This is a genomic window from Paenibacillus sp. 1182 (assembly GCF_017833915.1).
Classification (GTDB): Bacteria; Bacillota; Bacilli; order Paenibacillales; family Paenibacillaceae; genus Paenibacillus; species Paenibacillus polymyxa_D.
Map to the genome: position 1 here is coordinate 106,646 of NZ_JAFICR010000017.1, position 18,889 is coordinate 125,534.

Here is an 18,889-nt window from a genome sequence, read left to right on the forward strand (position 1 = left end):
TCTTTCCCTCCTGTTTGTTGGTTTAAAGCCCTTCTGGGGGGCATCAGATACAAATTTTAGCATTCATTTATGTTCGAATATGCATTGTTTTGTAAATCTTTAGGAATAATGGATAGGAAGGAAATTCCAATAAAAAAGATACACTGTATGCAGCAATGTGAGCACCGCAAATAGGATTTTCCCGGCAGCCCGGGTTCTTCTTTCCCCTGTAATCAGCTTTGCGCCATTCACGATCAATACCCACACGGCAATGAGTGCTGAAATGAGTGGCAGTGTGCAAATTCCCCAGATATACCACGCGGAATAGCCATACACGATCTGATTGTTACCATAGACGACCTGCACTCCGAGAAAAATCGTGTTTAGTGACGCAATGAATGCAAGGTTGGACGAAATGTGATTATTCGTTTTACGGATAGCTTTGATCACATATCTTACGATCCAAATTAGCAAGGTTGTGATGAAAAATAAGGAGGCGGCTGCATAGCTGACAAGCAGAGTCCAGGTGCGGTGCCAAAGTGTCGTTTGCTTCATGGTTTTACTATCCGGGGCAACCATCATCCACGTACCGTTTTCCTGATACAGCAAAATTTTAAGCTGGCCCTCCTTTTCCACAAACAATCCATCGCCTGCTGCTTGAAAAACTTTGTCTGTTGCTTCATTCTCATTTGGGTATTTTCCTTTAACAATTAACGTATGATCATCTTGAATTCGCACGGTGTATGTAATGTTTCCCAGTATTCGAATCCATTTTCCCCACCCATGAACAGGATTAGAATCCACCTGATATACACCCTCAATCTCTGGCGAAAGCTTCACTTGCGTGGTAGAACGAGCCAGTGACTGAGAAGCGGCCTGCGGATTTGCGGGCAGCATTTGGGCTATCGCATCGATGACTTTTCCATGAAGCAGAGTGTCCGTGTCAGCTGAATTAATGATCACAAAAATGCCGATCTTTTGTGACGGAATCAGTACCATTTCGGAAATAAAATCATCAATTTCCCCGGTAGCCCACAGCATAGGTACTCCTGTCTCCAAATGACCACGAAAAAATCCGTAGCCCACGCCATCCAGGCGTGCATCGACTGCAAATTGCTGCGCATGCATCACTTTTACCGTATGTGGTTGGAGCACCACTTTGCCCTCATACTTGCCTTGGTTTAAATGAGTGATCAAGTAATGGGAAAACTCGTTGGGTGTGACGTTCAACGCTCCTGCTCCGGGCAGATTGATATACGACAAAGGCTGTTTCAAATACGCTCCATCCTTCCACTGATACGACTGGGCCTGTGCAGGATGATTTAACGGCAATTCCAGTGTCGCGCTGGGCATATTCATCGGCTGGAACAGATGTGTACGAAGGTAATCATTCAGTCCCTGACCGCTTACTTGCTCCACGATATTACCGATCAGACCGAAGGCGACATTACTGTATTCATACTGAATTCCAGGTTTGCGGATAGGTGGCTGATTTTGAAAATACGTGCTGAGATACTGTTCTGTGGGTAAAACGCCTGCCCGAGTCGAGCTGTTAATGTCGTACAGCGCTTCATCCAATCCTGAGGTATGTGTCAAAAGCTGATGCAAATTGAAAGGCTGATTCTGGTATTGCGTAGCTTTATAGCTGTGGAGATAGTTATTCACGTCTTCATTCAAATCAAGCTTGTTTTGCTCAACCAGCTGCATCGTGGCGCTTGCACTAAATGATTTGGTTAGAGAGCCGACACGAACAATGGTCTTTGCTGGATCGAATGCCATTTTCCGCTCCAGATCTGCATATCCGTAGCCTTTACTAAAAAGAATTTGGGTTCCCTGAGTCACGACGACCGCAGCCCCCGGAATATGCAATTTTTCCAATTTTGTAACCATGATATCGTCCACTTTTTTTTCCAATGAATTAGGTGTTATGCTGTCTATTGCCCATGCCGGAGCAATGAGCAGGTTCCAGAGAAACAACGCTGCTAAAAATGCGGATAGGTAGCAAATGCCTTTATTCTTCATATTGAAGTACCATCCTTACGTATGAAGTTGATTTAATGATTTGAACCGTGCGGTGATTGCATAGCGAGCAGATATTTATACTCCGTATGGAAGCCATCAGCATGGCGCTATGGAATCATCGCACTTCCCATCGCGGGAGTGCACATAATAAAGCGAATCCTGATCGAGTCGTGTAAGCAGACGGCATCTTACCTGTCGATCAGGATTCATGTGTTACAGATTAAAAAATTAGTGATTCAGTTCTTAAAATCATCAACCGTAGATTTTCAAGATTTATGATGTGCTAAATCTTGTGTCATGTCTTTGTCCGTGTTCCGAGTTATCTTTTGTATTGCGGCACGGATACTTTTTACATTTTTCTCGATAAATCCGGGTTCCAGTAGTTCATAATGATTACCAATCAAGCTATGCTCTTCATAGCTACCTTGTGTAGCGTCTTTCCATAAAAGTCGATTATCTCCTGTACCCCTCACCGTTTCCGATCCAACGGCGACAAAGCCGTGAATATTCGCCTGAACGCTCTCTGTATTCACAAGCTGGTTGCCATACACCGCGTAAGCGATCATTTTACGTTGGTACGTTTCATTCAACAGCTCACGGTAGGAGTCGGGAACCTGTTCCAGCATGTCATGAATTTCATGCTCTGTTTCTTCAGCTGTGAAGGGCAGGGCTTCCGCCCTTTTGACCGAATCGAGCATAAAAATATCTGATACGGTATGACCTTGACGTTCCAGTGTGTCAGCAACCTTATGCGCCAGATTACCACCTATGGAATAACCAAGCAGTACATACGGACCTTGCGCTTGCGTGCTGACGATCAAATCAACGTAACGTGCCAGCATGGCCTGCTCATCGGCAGCATCATCCACGAACTCCAATCCATACACGACTGCGTCCTGATCCAGTTGTTTGGCCAGCTCCGCGAACGACAGCCCGTATCCAAGCATAGGAGGAAAGCAGAAGATGGAGATCGGACCGTGTTCATTCAACCGTATGATTGGACTATCGGCCTTGTATTCCAGATCCGCTTTCAATAATGTGAGCGCCTGCTCTTCTATAGTCGGGAAGTCCATAACACTACGGATGGGGAGCTCAATGTCTGTGGCAAGGTGAACTTTGCGTATAAGCTCCAGTACTTTCAAGGAATGTCCACCCAACGTGAAAAAGTCATCATGGATACCCACTTGTGGAATTTCAAGCACTTCCTGCCAAATGGATGCCAGCAACTGCTCCACATCGGTTCGCGGGGCGACATATTCTATACCCGTGTGCAGCCCTTTGTCCGGCACAGGTAAAGCTTTGCGATCGATTTTGCCGTTTGTCGTCAGCGGAAGCCGATCCAGTTGTACAAATGCGGATGGAATCATATAGCTCGGCAGACTGGCCGACATCGCAGCTCGAATCTCACGGACGGTCAGCTGTTCATCGGCAGTGAAGTAAGCACATAATTGCTGTTGACCCGTTCCATCCCGCAAAGCGATAACGACGCTATCCCGCACGGACGGTACACTTGCCAGCCGCGCCTCCACTTCGCCCAGCTCAATCCGGTAACCGCGAATTTTAACCTGTTGATCAATCCGTCCGGCGTATTCCAATATGCCGTCTTCACGCCAGCGAACAAGATCTCCTGTACAGTACAGGCGATCTCCGTCCACCCACGGGTTAGCAAGAAATCTCTCAGCCGTCAGCTCAGAACGATTTAAATAACCACGTGCAACTCCGTCTCCGCCGACAACCAGCTCACCCCAGGCTCCGACCGGTTGCAGGTTAAATGACGAATCCACAACATACGCCGTCGAATTGCAGATGGGACGTCCGATCGGCACAGAATCCAGCTGTTCTTCCGTAATGTGATACGTCGTCGAAAAGGTTGTATTTTCCGTTGGTCCATAGCCGTTAATGATGTTCATGTCCGGATTATCACGCAGAACCCGGTTAATATGGGGTGCAGACAAAACATCACCACCAACCAGCAAATACTTCACATCGCCGAAAAGTTTACTATCCTGCTGTGAAAGCTGATTAAATAACGGTGTGGTCAGCCACATCATGGTGATGCTATGATCCCGTATCGTCTCTTTAAGCTTGGCCGCGTCCAATAGATCATCCTTATGCACAAGAACAAGCTGACCGCCGTTCAGCAGCGCGCCCCAAATTTCAAACGTAGATACATCAAATACAAACGCGCAAGTCTGCAGCATTCGAGTCGATTCATCAAATGGCACATAATCGGTATTGCGGACAAGGCGCACGACACTTTGATGCTCAACAACGACACCCTTAGGCTTACCTGTTGAGCCTGAGGTATAAATAACATAAGCAGCATGATTACCCGCTCCATCTATACCCAGATTGGAAGCATCTGCACTGTAGGACGTATCCTCATTCAGATTAACAATCTGTCCGTCAAAATAGCAACGATCCAGCAAATCTTGTTGAGCCAGCAGCAGTTTGGCTCCCGAGTCCTCCAGCATATAACGGATACGGTCCTCCGGATATTGTGGATCTACCGGCACATACGCGCCACCAGCCTTCAAAATAGCGAGTGTTCCCGTAATCATATCCAGCGAGCGCTCCGTCAAAATGCCAACAGGTTCATCGGGTTTCACCCCTGCATCACACAGCGTATGCGCTAATCGGTTGGCTGTCTCATTGAGCTCCCGGTAGGTCAATGATTGATGACCCAAAGCGACGGCAATATGATCCGGCGTACGCTCTGCCTGCTCCTCAAACAATTTTTGGATCGTGTGATTGCTTGGATATGCAGAGGCAGTGTTATTAAACTCTCCTGTAATTTGTTGTTTTTCCGCCGCTGTAACCAGTTCCAGCTCTTCTATGCAAACATTCGGGTTAAGCAAAACTTGCTCCAACAGATTCACAAAATGTCCATGCAGACGCTTAATGCCTGTTTGATCATAACTTAACGCATTATACATAAAACGAATCTTGATGCATTCTCCTGGCATAACGACTAAGCTCAGATCATAGTTAGTCTGCTCTGCAGCCACCACGTTGGAAATCGGGAATAGTTCCTGCCCGTCACTTCCCAGTTCTTCGACCTGCTCATCTACCGGATAATTTTCAAATACCATAATATGGTTAATTAAATCCTGTTTCTGATCGGTCAATGCCTGAATCTCAAACAGTGGATACGTATCATACGCATGAGAAGCCAGAGCCTGCTCCTGCGTTTTCTTCATAACTTCTGCAAAAGATTCCCCTGCCTCACTAAGGATGCGAACAGGAATGGTATTAATGAACAAGCCGATAATATCCTCTACCCCGATAATATCCGATGGACGGCCTGAGACGACACTGCCAAATACGACGTCACTGTGGTTGTTATATTTTTGCAGTAAAATCCCCCATGCGGTTTGTAGTAACGTATTCATGGTCACTTGATATCGCTTAGCCGTCTCCTCCACCCGGAGGGTCAACTCACGTTCCAAAACCGTCACCCAATCACTAGCCGTGTTGCCTCCACTCTTGCGACCGGATTTTACAGCTGGTAATGCTGTTTGCTGCTCATATCCGGATAAATAGCTGCTCCAGTAGTCGGTTGCCGCCTTGCGATCCTGTGCTTCGAGCCATTCAATAAAGCGGCTGTACGGCACTGCGGGTGCCAGCTCTGGTACTCTGCCCTCCTGAAGTGCTGCATAGCTTTCAAACACTTCTTTATTTATAAGGGACAGACACCAGCCGTCCATGACGATATGATGGAAGCTCCATACAAAATGATAGCTGTCTTCTCCGGTACGTAAAATCGCTACACGCAGCAGAACATCCCTACGCAGATCAAAACCTCGTGCTTTATCTTGTAGCTTGAAATTTTCCACCCGGGTATCTATTTCATCCTTCTCCAGATGGTGTAAATCTTCATATTGAAAGCCGCAATCCTGATTTCGATACACCACCTGCAATGGTTCCGTATCTCTGCCAAAATAAAAATGTGTACGCAGCGCCTCATGTCGCCGAACCAGAATATTCAGGCTTTCTGCAAAAGCCCGAATGTCCATCTGACCTCGCATATCATAAGAAACCTGCTCAAAATACGCGTCATTCGCGGCTGCTTGACTATCTAGCTGGCTGTGAAACAGCATCCCTTTCTGCATCGGGGTCAGTGCATATACATTGTCGATCTCACCTGCAGCACCCATTTCAGATAAGAGGCTGTCCAAACCCTCCACACTCATTCCTTTATAGGAAATATCACTCGGGGTCAGCTCCGGGTGTTCTTTATGGATGCAATGCACCAAAATTTCACGCAGGCTCGATTCCAGTAATTTCGCCAATCGCTCGATCGTCTCCGGTCTATAGCTGGTACGGCTATAGCTAATCGTCAGACCCAGTTGGCCTCCCGAAATGATGCCACCAAAATCCAGCGTATACGTTCGAGCCATGGTCGGGCTCAGCGGCATCCCACCCTCATATGAGGAAGATTGCAAGTCGTTCCCTTTCATATCCTGATCGAACTGTCCCAAATAGTTAAAGCTGATTTCGGGATCTGTCGTAAATATAGCTGAAGATGCCTCCGGTGCCTGTGTCTGATGATCGGCTAAGTATTTCAGTACACCGTAGCCAATCCCTTTTTGCGGGATGCCGCGCAGTCCTTCCTTCACCCGCTTAATCCGTTGCGAAAGTGCCAGTTCTTCCGGCATATCGAGCAAAACAGGATATTGGCTTGTAAACCACCCTATCGTCCGGGTAATGTCCACCTCTGGTAAAATGGCTTCACGTCCATGTCCCTCTAGATTTATCAGGAACCGATCATTTCCACTCCATGCTTGCAATGCCATTCCTACTGCCGTCAACAACAGGTCATTAATTTCTGTACGGTAGGCACGATTGGCCTGTTTGAGCAGCTGCTCTGTCTCTGCGTGTGTCCACAAAGCAGTAACCGACTCACTATCGCCAATCAATGGCTTTTCGTGCTCGTTATACCCGTAATCCTGCGGCAAAGGGGCTAGTTCCGCTTGTGCAAGTTTCCCCCAATACGCACGCTCACGTTCCATAGCTGGACTGTTGGCATAAGCGTGCAGCTGCTCGGCCCACGTTTGGAACGAATCTGTTTTATGAGGCAGCTGAATCACCTGTTCACCCTTGGAAGCTTGATCATAGGCAGTCGCCAAATCCTCGAATAAAATGCGCCAAGATACCCCGTCCACCGCCAAATGATGAATCACGACCAGCAGATGATCTCCATCCGGGCAACGGAACAGCCCCAGTCTCATCAGCGGACCTTCACTTAGAGAAATACCAGATTGAATTTCATTGCACTTCGCTTCAATTATCTTCGCCAAATCTTGCTGGTTTACATCGCTGTCATTATAGTCAAAGCATTCCAGATGGTACGGTTCGCCTTCCGCTACACTGCGGTTCCATGCTGTACATCCGTTCTCCGACAAACTAAAAACCATACGCAATGCATCATGGTGTGATGTAATCTGATGGAGCGCCCGCCGTAGTGCCTGTTCGTCATAGCCTTCCTGCCGATAGAGCATGACAGATTGGTTAAAATAGTGTGGTTCTCCCGTTGGTTGTTCAAAAAACCAGCGCTGAATCGGTGTAAGCACTACATTTCCTGTAACCTCGCCCTGCTCGGCTATTCGGTTAACAGGCTGAATACATGTGCTTAGTCCTGCAATTGTCGGGTATTTGAACAAGTCCTTCATTTCCAGCTTGTATCCAGCCTGAAATAAGCGGGACGATACTTGAATGGCCTTGATGGAGTCACCACCCAAATGGAAAAAGTTATCCTGTATTCCGACTTTCGGGATACCAAGAATGGCTCCCCAAGCTGTAGCCAGTGCCTGTTGGACATCCGTCTCGGGTGCCACATAGTCCATACCTGTATCGAGATTGTGCTCAGGTGCGGGCAGTGCCCTGCGGTCTACTTTGCCATTCAGCGTCAAAGGCAGTCTGGAGAGCTGCACAAAGTAGGACGGCACCATATAGCCAGGCAGATCCTGCGACAAAATGTTACGTAAGTCGCTGGCGCTCAGTTCGCTATCTGTTACAAAATAGGCACATAGCTGTTTTTGTCCGTGATCGTCCTGCCGCACGGTAACAACTGATTCCTTCACACCTGGAATCGTGGACAAACGGGTTTCAATTTCACCCAGTTCAATGCGGTAGCCGCGAATTTTGACCTGTTCATCCATTCTTCCCTTGTACTCCAGTACACCATCAGCACGCCAACGCACTAAGTCCCCTGTACGATAGCAATATTCTCCAGACCGGAATGGACTTTCAATAAATTTTTCCGCCGTAAGCTCGGGCCGATTCAGATATCCACGCCCAACACCATCACCACCGACGATCAGTTCCCCCCAGGCCCCGATAGGTTGCAGCTTCAACGAACGATTGACCACATAAGCGGTCGAGTGATCAATTGGACGTCCAATGGGAATAGCCTGGGTTTGCGGTTCTGTAATGTCATAGATGGTGGAAAAGGTGGTGTTCTCAGTCGGCCCATAAATATTGGCTAGGCGAAGCTGCGAGTACTCCTTCAACACACGATTGACGTGCGGTACAGACAACACATCACCACCCACGAGCAACTCCTTCAAGGACGCAAACACTCCGATTTCTTGCTGCGAATATTGATTGAATAAAGCCGTGGTCATGAACATCGTGTTAACACGATACTTGTCAATTGCCTGTTTGAGCTTGGAGGCATCCAGAATAGTGTCATGACTTACCACATACAGTTGTCCCCCGTTCAGCAGCGTTCCCCAGATTTCAAATGTGGAGGCATCGAACACAACTGCGCCCAATTGCAGCATACGTGTATTTTCATCAAGCGTGGCATAGCTTTTGTTTTTCACTAGGCGCACGACATTACGGTGCTCAATCATCACGCCCTTCGGCTTGCCTGTCGTACCAGAGGTGTAGATCACATACGCAAGATCCGAGGAAGATCCCCCTGTTGTAATCGGAAGTGTTCCATCCGTATGAGCGTCAAATTCAGATTTGGTACTCCATCGTTGTTCATCACTCAAATCGATGACCGGAATGCCTGGTTCAAAAGGCATCTGCTCACGTCGTTGTAACAGTAACAGCCCCGCACCGGAATCCTCCAGTAAATAACGGATACGCTCTTCAGGATAATCAGGATCAATGGGAACGTAAGCCCCTCCGACCTTCAAAATCGCCAGCATACCGACGACCATTTCAATGGAGCGTTCAGCCATAATTGCTACTCGCTGTGTCTCTGGCTCGGACCCGCGCCGTATCCCATGGGAAGCGAGAATGCGTGCCAGACGGTCGGCACGTTCATTCAGCTCACGGTAGGTAAGCTGCATGTCCGCAAAGGTGATGGCCAGCCGATCAGGTGATTGTGCTACCTGTTCCTCGAACAGCACATGCAGTGCTTGATCTCGTGGATACGGATAGTCTGCTACCGTATCATTGAATCTCTGCACAAGCAGCTCTTTTTCTTGGGCCGAAACCATTTCTATAGCCGAAAGAGCGATATCCGGCTGTTGAGTAACCGCATTGATAAGCTGCTGCAAATGTTCAGTCAGTCGTTCAATGGTTTCTCGTTTGTACAGCCGAGTTCCGTATTGAAGAGCACAGGAAATTTGTTCTCCATCCTCCACTGCGAACAGACTCAAATCAAATTTGGCCGTCGTTTGCTCACTTGGATAAGATGCCAATTGCAGCCCCGCCAGCTGCTGCTCTTTTTGCTCTATGTTTTGTAGTGCAAACATGGTATCAAATAACGGATTACGGCTTAAATCTCGATCCACGCTTAGCTTCTCCACTAGCTCTTCAAACGGATAATCCTGATGTTCAAAAGCCTTTAACGCGTTTTCCTTGACCTCCAACACATAATCGCGGAACGTTTTCCCGCCTTCTGGATAATTACGGATTGCCAGTGTATTCACGAACATCCCGATCAGACTGCCAAGATCCGCATGGGGCCGCCCTGCAATTGGCGAACCGACAATAATATCCTCCTGCCCGCTATAGTGGCTAAGCAAAGCCGAATAGGCTGCCAACAGCACCATATATAATGTCGATTCCGTCTGCACCGCAATGCTTTTTAAGCCTGCGCTTTGTCGTTGGTCAAGCGTAAATTCCAGCACATCTCCTTCAAAGCTTCTCACCGCTGGCCGTGGATAATCAGTCGGTAGATCAAGCACTGGTAGCTCTCCTGCGAAGGTATTGAGCCAGTAGTTTTCCTGTTCCCGGTAGCGTTCACTTTGCTGCTGCTTCTGTTGCCAAGCGGCGTAGTCTTTATACTGAATGCGTAACGAGGGCAGCGTGTCGCCTGCATATAAATGAATGAAGTCCTGAATTAGTACATTTATAGAGGTGCCGTCCGAAATGATATGATGCATATCCATGAGCAAAATATGATGCTCTGGGTCTGTTTCAATCAAACCAACTCGGAATAACGGAGCCTGCCCCAGATCGAATGGTTGGACAAAGTTACGTACCAGCTCATCCGTTTCCTTTGGGGTAGCTCCGTGAGCATTAGTCAATTCCATGCAAAAAGGAACCTCGTCATGTACTCGCTGGACAGGTTCACCGTTCATGGTCTCAAAACTTGTGCGCAATGTTTCATGACGGTCAATAAGCTGACGGAACGCGCTATCCAGTGCCTTGTGATTAAGTGAACCGGTCAGAGTCAGGACACCAGGTATGTTATAGCTAATTCCCGCTCCATCAAGCTGATTGAGGATATACATCCGTTTTTGAGCCGAAGAGACCGCATAAAATGGCTTATTCTCCGTAACAGGGATGGATTCATAAGTGGTTTGCTCCAGTGCTTCAATAACTTGCGCCAGCTGTTCAATGGTCGGATGCTGGAACAGATCCTTTAGCTGCACATTTCTATGCAATTCTTTATAGATGAGTGATATGACATGTGTCGCCCGCAGGGAATGTCCTCCTGCCTCAAAAAAGTTATCCTTAATGCCAATGCGCTCAAGCTCAAGCACATCTTTCCAGATGCTAGCCAGTTGTGCTTGTAATTGATTTTGAGGAGGTACATATTCTGCGCCTGAGCCTACACCTCCCTCTGGCTGTGGCAACGCTCGGCGATCCACCTTGCCGTTGGGCGTCAGTGGCAATTGCTCTAGCTGTACAAAATACGACGGTACCATGTAGCCCGGCAGCTCCTGACTCAAAGCGCTACGCAGCTCACTTGTCGCTACTTCCGCATGGGTGACCACATATGCGCAGAGCAGCTTTTGCCCCTGTTCATCTTCATGTGCAATTACAACAGCTTCTCGGACTGCCTCCAGCTTCAACAGCTGTGCTTCCACCTCGCCCAGCTCGATCCGGTAGCCCCGGATTTTTACCTGCGCGTCGATCCGTCCCTTATATTCCAGCGTCCCGTCCGCATTCCAACGCACCAGGTCCCCTGTTCGATAGCAGCGTTCGCCACCACGGAACGGGCTGTCAATGAACTTTTCGGTCGTCAGTTCTGGGCGGTTGCGGTATCCGCGAGCCACCCCGTCACCGCCGACAATCAGTTCCCCCCACGCTCCAACAGGCTGGAGCTGCATCGAACCGTCCACGACATATGCCGTCGAGTTATAGATCGGGCTACCAATGGGCACAGATCCCGATTGAACGCCAGTAATGGCTTGTGTGGTAGAAAAAGTCGTATTTTCCGTCGGACCGTAGCCGTTAATAATATGTAGATTCGGATGGGCCTCCAATACCCGATTAATATGCGGTACGGACAGCACATCACCACCGACCAATAGCTCCCGCATCCCCTCAAATAGTTCCAAGTCCTGCTGGGATAGCTGATTAAAGAGTGGTGCGGTCAGCCACATCGTGGTAATGCCGTGATTGCGGACAACTTCCTTGAGCTTGGGCGCGTCCAAAATAACATCCTGACTCACCAGCACCAGCTGTCCACCGTTCAATAGCGCACCCCAAACTTCGAAGGTGGACGCGTCAAAGACAACAGACCCGGTCTGCAAAATGCGTGTGTCGGCATTCAAGCGTGCATAGTTTGTGTTTGTCACCAAACGCACGACATTACGGTGCTCCACCATAACCCCTTTGGGCTGGCCTGTAGTCCCTGAGGTGTACATAATATAGGCCAAGCGACCAGCTGCGCTCGCCTGTGGTTGTTCTTTAGCTGCATAAGTCTGCTGTATTTGTTCTGGTTCTGCTTGTTCTGATTGCGTAGCTTTTGGTTGCATGATTTCTGGTTGTATGGTTGTCGTAGAAGCAAGTTCGGGACTGGCGGAAATGGAGTAGAACGGATCTAGGCAGTCCACGTATCCCGAATCAGTATTCGTCCCGTGCTCATTCGACAAAATGGGATCGTAACGATCAGCATCATCCGTTCCATAAATTGCGGCATCGCTAAGGTCAAGCACCATTCCCTTAAAATCAGTGGGCCGATGTTCCATTCGCTGCACGAGCAGTATGTCCGCACCGGAATCCTTCAGCAAATAGCGTACACGCTCATCCGGGTAATCAGAATCAATGGGTACATACGCTCCACCTGCTTTGAGAATTCCGAGCATACCGACAATCATCTCAATCGAGCGTTCAGCTACAATGCCGACCGTCTGCTCGGTGCGGATTCCCTGCTTACGTAAAGAATGAGCCAGTCGGTTGGCCTTTTCATTCAATTCTGCATAGGTTAGGCTATCTTGCCCATACACTACCGCCACCTGCTGTGGTGTCTGCTTCGCCTGTTTCTCGAACAATTCATGAATAGACGCATGACGTGGATAATCCACATTTGTATCGTTGAAGGTATGGAGCAGCTGCTCTATTTCTTGCTCTGACAGCACTTGTGCTGTGGAAATCGCCAACTCTGGCTGCTGCAAAACAATAGTGTACAGCCGCAGAAGCTGCTCAACAAAGTGCTCAATCGTCGTCTCGCTATAACGGTCGCTACTATACTTTACGTTTAGGGAAACCGCTTCATGTTCCCATTGAAACTGGAAATCTAGTTCAGATTGTACGTGATCCAAAAAATCAGAAATATGAATATTTCGCAAGGATACTGTGGTGTGAATAAGAGGCTTTCCATCCTCATCACGTTGAATGTCAAGTAATTCAGAATAGTTCCAAAAAGGAATGTTTTGATGTTCAATAGCTTCGCCGACAGAGGTTTTGATTTGAGACAGCAAGGCTTTGAAGGTTGTGCTGGAATCCAGCGTATTTTTCAATAAAAGTAGATGGTTGATCGGCTTTGTAGCACCGTTGCTAGACTTGGCTACCGGAATGCCCAGCAGCACACGTTCCTCACCTGTGTATTTATGCAATAAGCTCTCTACTCCAGCAAGCAGGACCATAAACACGGCCCATGGAGCGCCACCTGTTATAGATGATATTCTTTGGGAAATTTCAGTTGGAAATGTGAGCGTGTACATATGGGAATTTAAACTCGTTACAGTTGTACTTCTGGACACATGGTTAGTGTATGGTAGGCAGATGGTATGATCCTCAGATTCCAGTTTATGACTCCAGTAATTTTTTTCCTTCTCAAATAAGGCTTTCAATGACATCCCTCCTGCTTCTCGGGGCCTGTTCCCCGGTTGGATGGTGCGTTGTTACGTACATGAGCGTTGTGTCAGAAAAAGAATACTTTGCAGGCAAGGGCAGTCGGACAAGCCGCCGCCCTCTGCACACGCAAAGTGAACTCATTGCATTTTAGAAAACGGATTTAAAAAACAAAGTCGATGGAATCCGGTGAGAAGCCTTCCGGCCGCTCGTCCGAGTTAACCTGAATATCGCCTAACAGCAAATCTGGATCGATTCCAATCTGGGACAGGATCGCTATCAAATCTCTGGTTAATCTCTCAATAGCGTCGGCCCCAAACAGCTTCGTGCAATATTCAAACGAACCCTTGATTTCCCCGTCTTCATCACTCATAGACAAGGTCAAATCGAATTTGGAGATGCTGTGCTCCTGAACATATGGACTGAAGGACAGCGTTTCTAGCTTCGTTTCCTGCGACTCTGTATTTTGCAGTACAAACATGGTGTCAAACAACGGGTTACGGCTTGCATCCCGTGCTACATCCAGCTTTTCCAACAACTCTTCCAGTGGATAATCCTGATGCTCAAAGGCTTGCAGCGTACGATCTCTGGCTTCCTGCAAGTAGCTGTGGAACGTTTGGTTGCCCTTCGGCTGATGCCGGATGGCTAGCGTATTGACGAACATTCCGATCAGTGGCTCCAGCTCAGGCAACAAGCGGCCTGCTACTGGCGTACCGATGATCAAATCGTCCTGACCGCTGTATTTGGACAGCAGAACGGTGTAGGCGCTCAACAGCACCATGTACAGTGTACTTCCGGTTTGTGTCGCAATTCGGTGCAGTTGCTCGGATACATTCGCGTCCACTGTAAATTCATACATCGCACCTTCGAAGCTGCGAACAGCAGGTCTAGGATAAGCAATTGGCAAATTCAGTACCGGCAACTCTCCAGCTAAATGCTCCAGCCAGAAGTGTTCCCGGCGTTGGTATGATTCACGCTGCATCTCCTGCTGCTGCCACACGGCGTAGTCTTTGTACTGAATTTGCAGCGGCTCCAATGCCTGTCCTTCGTACAGTTGTACCAACTCCTGCACGATATTGTTCGACGATACACCGTCTGAAATAATATGGTGCATGTCGTACATCAGGAGATGGCGCTCTGGTCCGGTTTGAATAAGACGGACACGCAGCAGTGGTGCCTGGCGAAGGTCAAAGCTGCGTACAAAGGACTCGATATAGGCATCGGCTTCGGACTCCCTGGCTTGCAGGTGCTCTACTGCAAACTCCACTTGATCGTACACCCGCTGTACGACCTCGCCTTCCAGCATTTCAAAGGAAGTCCGCAGCGTTTCATGACGAGCTATTAACTGACGGAACGCATCCTCCAGCCGATCGGCCTGAAGCGGTCCCTCCACGGTTAGTACACCCGGCATATTGTAGCTGAGATCCCCACCTTCCAGATGGCTCAAAATGTACAGTCTTTTTTGAGCCGAGGAAACCGGGTAGTATGCCTGTTTCGCCGCCGCAGGAATCACCGTATAGGTGTCTGTGCCGTGCGTTGCGATGAGCTGGGCTTGCTGCTCAATCGTAAAGTGTTGGAACACCTCACGCAGCGTAATCCGGCTGTCCAGTTCCTGATGGATTTTGGCCACCAGCGTCGTTGCCCGCAGGGAGTGCCCACCCACGTCAAAGAATGAGTCGGTGACTCCTACGCTGGACAGCTTCAAGACATCCTGCCAGATTTGGGCTAGCTTGGCTTCCAGCGGCGTCCGCGGTGCAACATACTCCAGGCCTCCTTCGAGACGTGCTTCCGGTGCCGGCAACGCCTTGCGGTCGATTTTCCCGTTCGGTGTCAGCGGGAAACGATCCAGTTGTACCACATACGTCGGGATCATGTAATCCGGCAGCTTCGGCTGCAGCGCATTACGCAGCTCCGGCAAACTCAGGGACGCTGAAGCTATGATGTAGGCACACAGGTCCTTGTGTCCGTCTTCGTTTTCCCATGCTGTGACGATGGCTTTCTGAATGCCGTCCACGGTCAGCAGCTGCGCCTCCACCTCGCCCAGCTCGATCCGGTAACCCCGGATTTTCACCTGGTGGTCGATCCGGCCCAAATACTCAATACTGCCGTCTGGCATCCACCGTGCCAAGTCGCCCGTGCGGTACATCCGGTTTGCGTGAGTGCTGTCCGCTGGATCGGTTGCTGCCGCATCAGCAAACGGATTCAGGACGAACTTCTCTGCCGTCAGCTCCGGCAGGTTCAGGTATCCTCGTCCGACACCTGCACCCCCGATATAAAGCTCACCTGCGATACCGATCGGCACCAGCTGTTGCTGGCTGTTCAAGATGTACACCGACTGGTTCGCGATCGGCGTTCCGATGGATACCGTATGCTCCCCTTTTTCCAGCAGTGCGTTCAGGGACTCCACATCTTCAATCGTATAAGCGGTCGCATCTACCGTCGTTTCGGTCGGACCGTACACGTTCGTAATCACCGGACGATACCCGGACCACTTGTGCAGGAACACTTGTACCAGCTGCACGGATAATGCTTCGCCACCAATCAGGTAATGCTTCACTTCCGGCGCTTCCGTCACACTGACGCTTTCGCTCAAAATATGCAGATGCGCAGGTGTGCCGTCCGACAGATCAATCCGGTGCGTGCGGTAGTAGGCGATCAAATGCTCTCCGCTCAGGCTGACGTCACGGGACACCACATGCAGAGTGTGGCCTAACAGCAAGCTGGCAAAGATTTGCTTCACCGAAGCATCAAATACAAATGCTGACAGCCATGCGACATGAAGCGGCTGTTCGTAACGGCTGTATACTCGTTTCCATAAAGCATCTACCAGATTGCTAACACTGCCCTGCTCGATCATGACCCCTTTCGGCTGACCGGTGGTGCCTGACGTGTAAATCATATAGGCCAGGTTATGCGGGCCGGCGACAGGGATCAGGTTGCTCGCATCCTGTGCTCCCAGTTGAGCTTGAACGTCCTCGTCATCCAAGACTACAGCTCGAACTGTGGATGGCAAGCTGAGCGACAGGTTGGCAACTCTACTTGTAATCACGACCTTGGCCCCACTGTCTTGGAGCATGTAGTCGATGCGCTCCTGTGGATACATCGTATCCATCGGCACATACGCGCCTCCGGCCTTCAGTACCCCCAGAATGCTCACCAGAATATCCGCAGAACGTTCCAGCAATACGCCAACCGGTTGATCTGCTTCGACCCCTTCCGCTCGTAACACACGAGCCAATTGGTTCGCACGCTCATTTAGCTCAGTGTAGGTCAGCGCGGTGGCCCCAGACACAACGGCTATCCGCTCAGGGTTGCGCTTCGCTTGCTCTTCAAAGCGTTCGCTGAGCGAATGGCCTTGTAATGCTCCAAGCAGGCTGTGCGCATTCGGAGCATTAAACACCTTCAGAATCTGCTCGGTTTCTTCTGCCGTAATCAACTCCAGCTCACCCAGCTTCGCATCCGGGTTCGCCGCCACGGCTTCGGCCAAGCGAACAAAGTGACGCGTCATCCGTTCTACCGTTTCGCGCTCGTACAACGCAGTTGCATACTGCAATCCGAACTGGATACCTGCCTCTTCCTCTCTGGCTTCCAGCGTCAAATCAAACTTCGCTGGCGTTTGTTCCAAGCCGTATGGACGGAAGCTCAGATCTGCCAGTTGCAGTTCGCCTTCCTCGGTGGTTTGCAGGGTGAACATCGTATCGAACAGCGGATGGCGGCTCATATCCCGCTTCACATTTAGCTTTTCCACCAGTTCCTCAAATGGATAGTCCTGATGTTCATAGGCTTGCAGAGCACAAACTTTCACTTCTTCCACGTAGCTGCGGAAGGTATGTTCCGCTGTCGGATAGTTTCGCAATGCCAACGTACCGACGAACATCCCGAGGATCGGTTCCAAATCTGCATGCGGTCGTCCGGCAATCGGTGTGCCGACTACGATGTCCTCTTGCCCGCTGTATTGGTGTAAGAGCGCGGTGTACGCCGCCAGCAGCACCATATACAGCGTGGAGCCTGTGTACGCCGCCAGTTCTTTCAGCCGCTCGCTGACTTCACGTTCCAGTCCGAACACCACCGTATCGCCTGCCGTACTTCGTACCGACGGACGGGCAAAGTCTGTCGGTAGATCCAATACAGGCAGTTCACCCCGGAAGGTGTCGAGCCAGTACGCTTCCTGACGTTGCATCCACTCTTGATGGGCTTCGCTTTGCTGCCATACCGCATAATCTTTGTACTGTATCCGCAGTGGCGGCAGCTCTTCACCGTCATACAAGCGGACAAATTCTTCAGTCAGTACCCCCATGGACACGCCATCCGAGACGATGTGGTGCATATCGAGCATGAGTAAATGCTGCGATTCCTGCTCGGTTCCTTGTACGCCCAAATCTACCAAGCCTACCCGCAGCAGCGGAGCGGCTTTCAGATCGAACGGACGTACAAAGCGGCGTACCAATGCCTGCGTTTCTGGGCTGACCATCGTGTCCGTATCCGTGGTTGTATCCTGATCTGTATCCGTAGTCGCACCCTCTACCTGTACCTTTGTATACTCCACCTCGAACGGCACGGTGTCCTCAATCCATTGCACCGGCTCACCGTCCACCAGCTCAAAGCGAGTGCGCAAGGTCGCATGACGGGCAATCAGTTGACGGAACACGTCCTCCACTCGCTTCACGTCCAACGGACCACTCACTTGCAGCACTGACGGCATGTTGTAGTTCACATCATTCGGGTCGAACTGATGCAGCACAAACAGTCGTTTTTGCGCCGAGGAAAGCGGGTAGAAGCTGCGTTCTTCCGTTACCGGAATGGACGCATACGCCACTTGATCCAGACCTTCCATGACCGTTGCCAGTTGTTCAATCGTTGGCGCTTCAAAAATACTGCGCAGTGGAAGCGGCTTGTTCAGCTCCTTGTGAATTTTCGAGGCCAGCGTCGTCGCCCGCAGCGAGTGTCCGCCAATCTCGAAGAAGTTTTCTTTCACACCAACCTGCGCCAGACCCAGCACATCCTGCCAAATTTGCGCCAGCTTCACTTCCACCCACGTCCGCGGTGCGACATAATCAGCTCCGCTTTGCAGGTTGCCTTCCGGTGTTGGCAGTGCCTTGCGGTCGATTTTACCGTTCGGTGTCAGCGGCATCTGTTCTAGCTGTACCAAATACGAAGGCACCATGTAGTTTGGAAGCTCCTCGCCCAGTAAGCTGCGCAGCTCACCAGCGCTTACTTCCCGTTCAGCAACATAGTACGCCACCAGTTGGTTTTGCCCCTGTTCGTCCGCTTGTGCCAGTACGATGACCTCTTGTACGTCCTCCACCTTCAAAATTTGTGCCTCGACTTCGCCCAGCTCGATCCGGTAACCCCGGATTTTCACCTGATGGTCGATCCGGCCCAAATATTCAATGTTGCCGTC

3 protein-coding genes are annotated in these 18,889 nt (G+C 49.8%); all 3 read right to left on the reverse strand.

Annotated elements, in window-relative coordinates; genetic code table 11:
* Window positions 1-99: 99 nt before the first annotated feature.
* The gene (locus tag JOD82_RS25815) at window positions 100-2,001 is read right to left on the reverse strand and encodes a serine hydrolase domain-containing protein (RefSeq protein ID WP_069011683.1); all 1,902 of its coding nucleotides are present in this window, start codon (window positions 1,999-2,001) and stop codon (window positions 100-102) included.
* Between the two features lie 266 nt (window positions 2,002-2,267).
* Window positions 2,268-13,487 carry a non-ribosomal peptide synthetase gene (locus tag JOD82_RS25820; RefSeq protein ID WP_208332773.1) on the reverse strand — a complete coding sequence of 3,740 codons (11,220 nt, stop codon included), beginning with the start codon at window positions 13,485-13,487 and terminating at the stop codon, window positions 2,268-2,270.
* Window positions 13,488-13,651: 164 nt separating this feature from the next.
* On the reverse strand, window positions 13,652-18,889 hold a 5,238-nt coding region (locus JOD82_RS25825), incomplete at its 5' end, for a non-ribosomal peptide synthetase (RefSeq protein ID WP_209950195.1).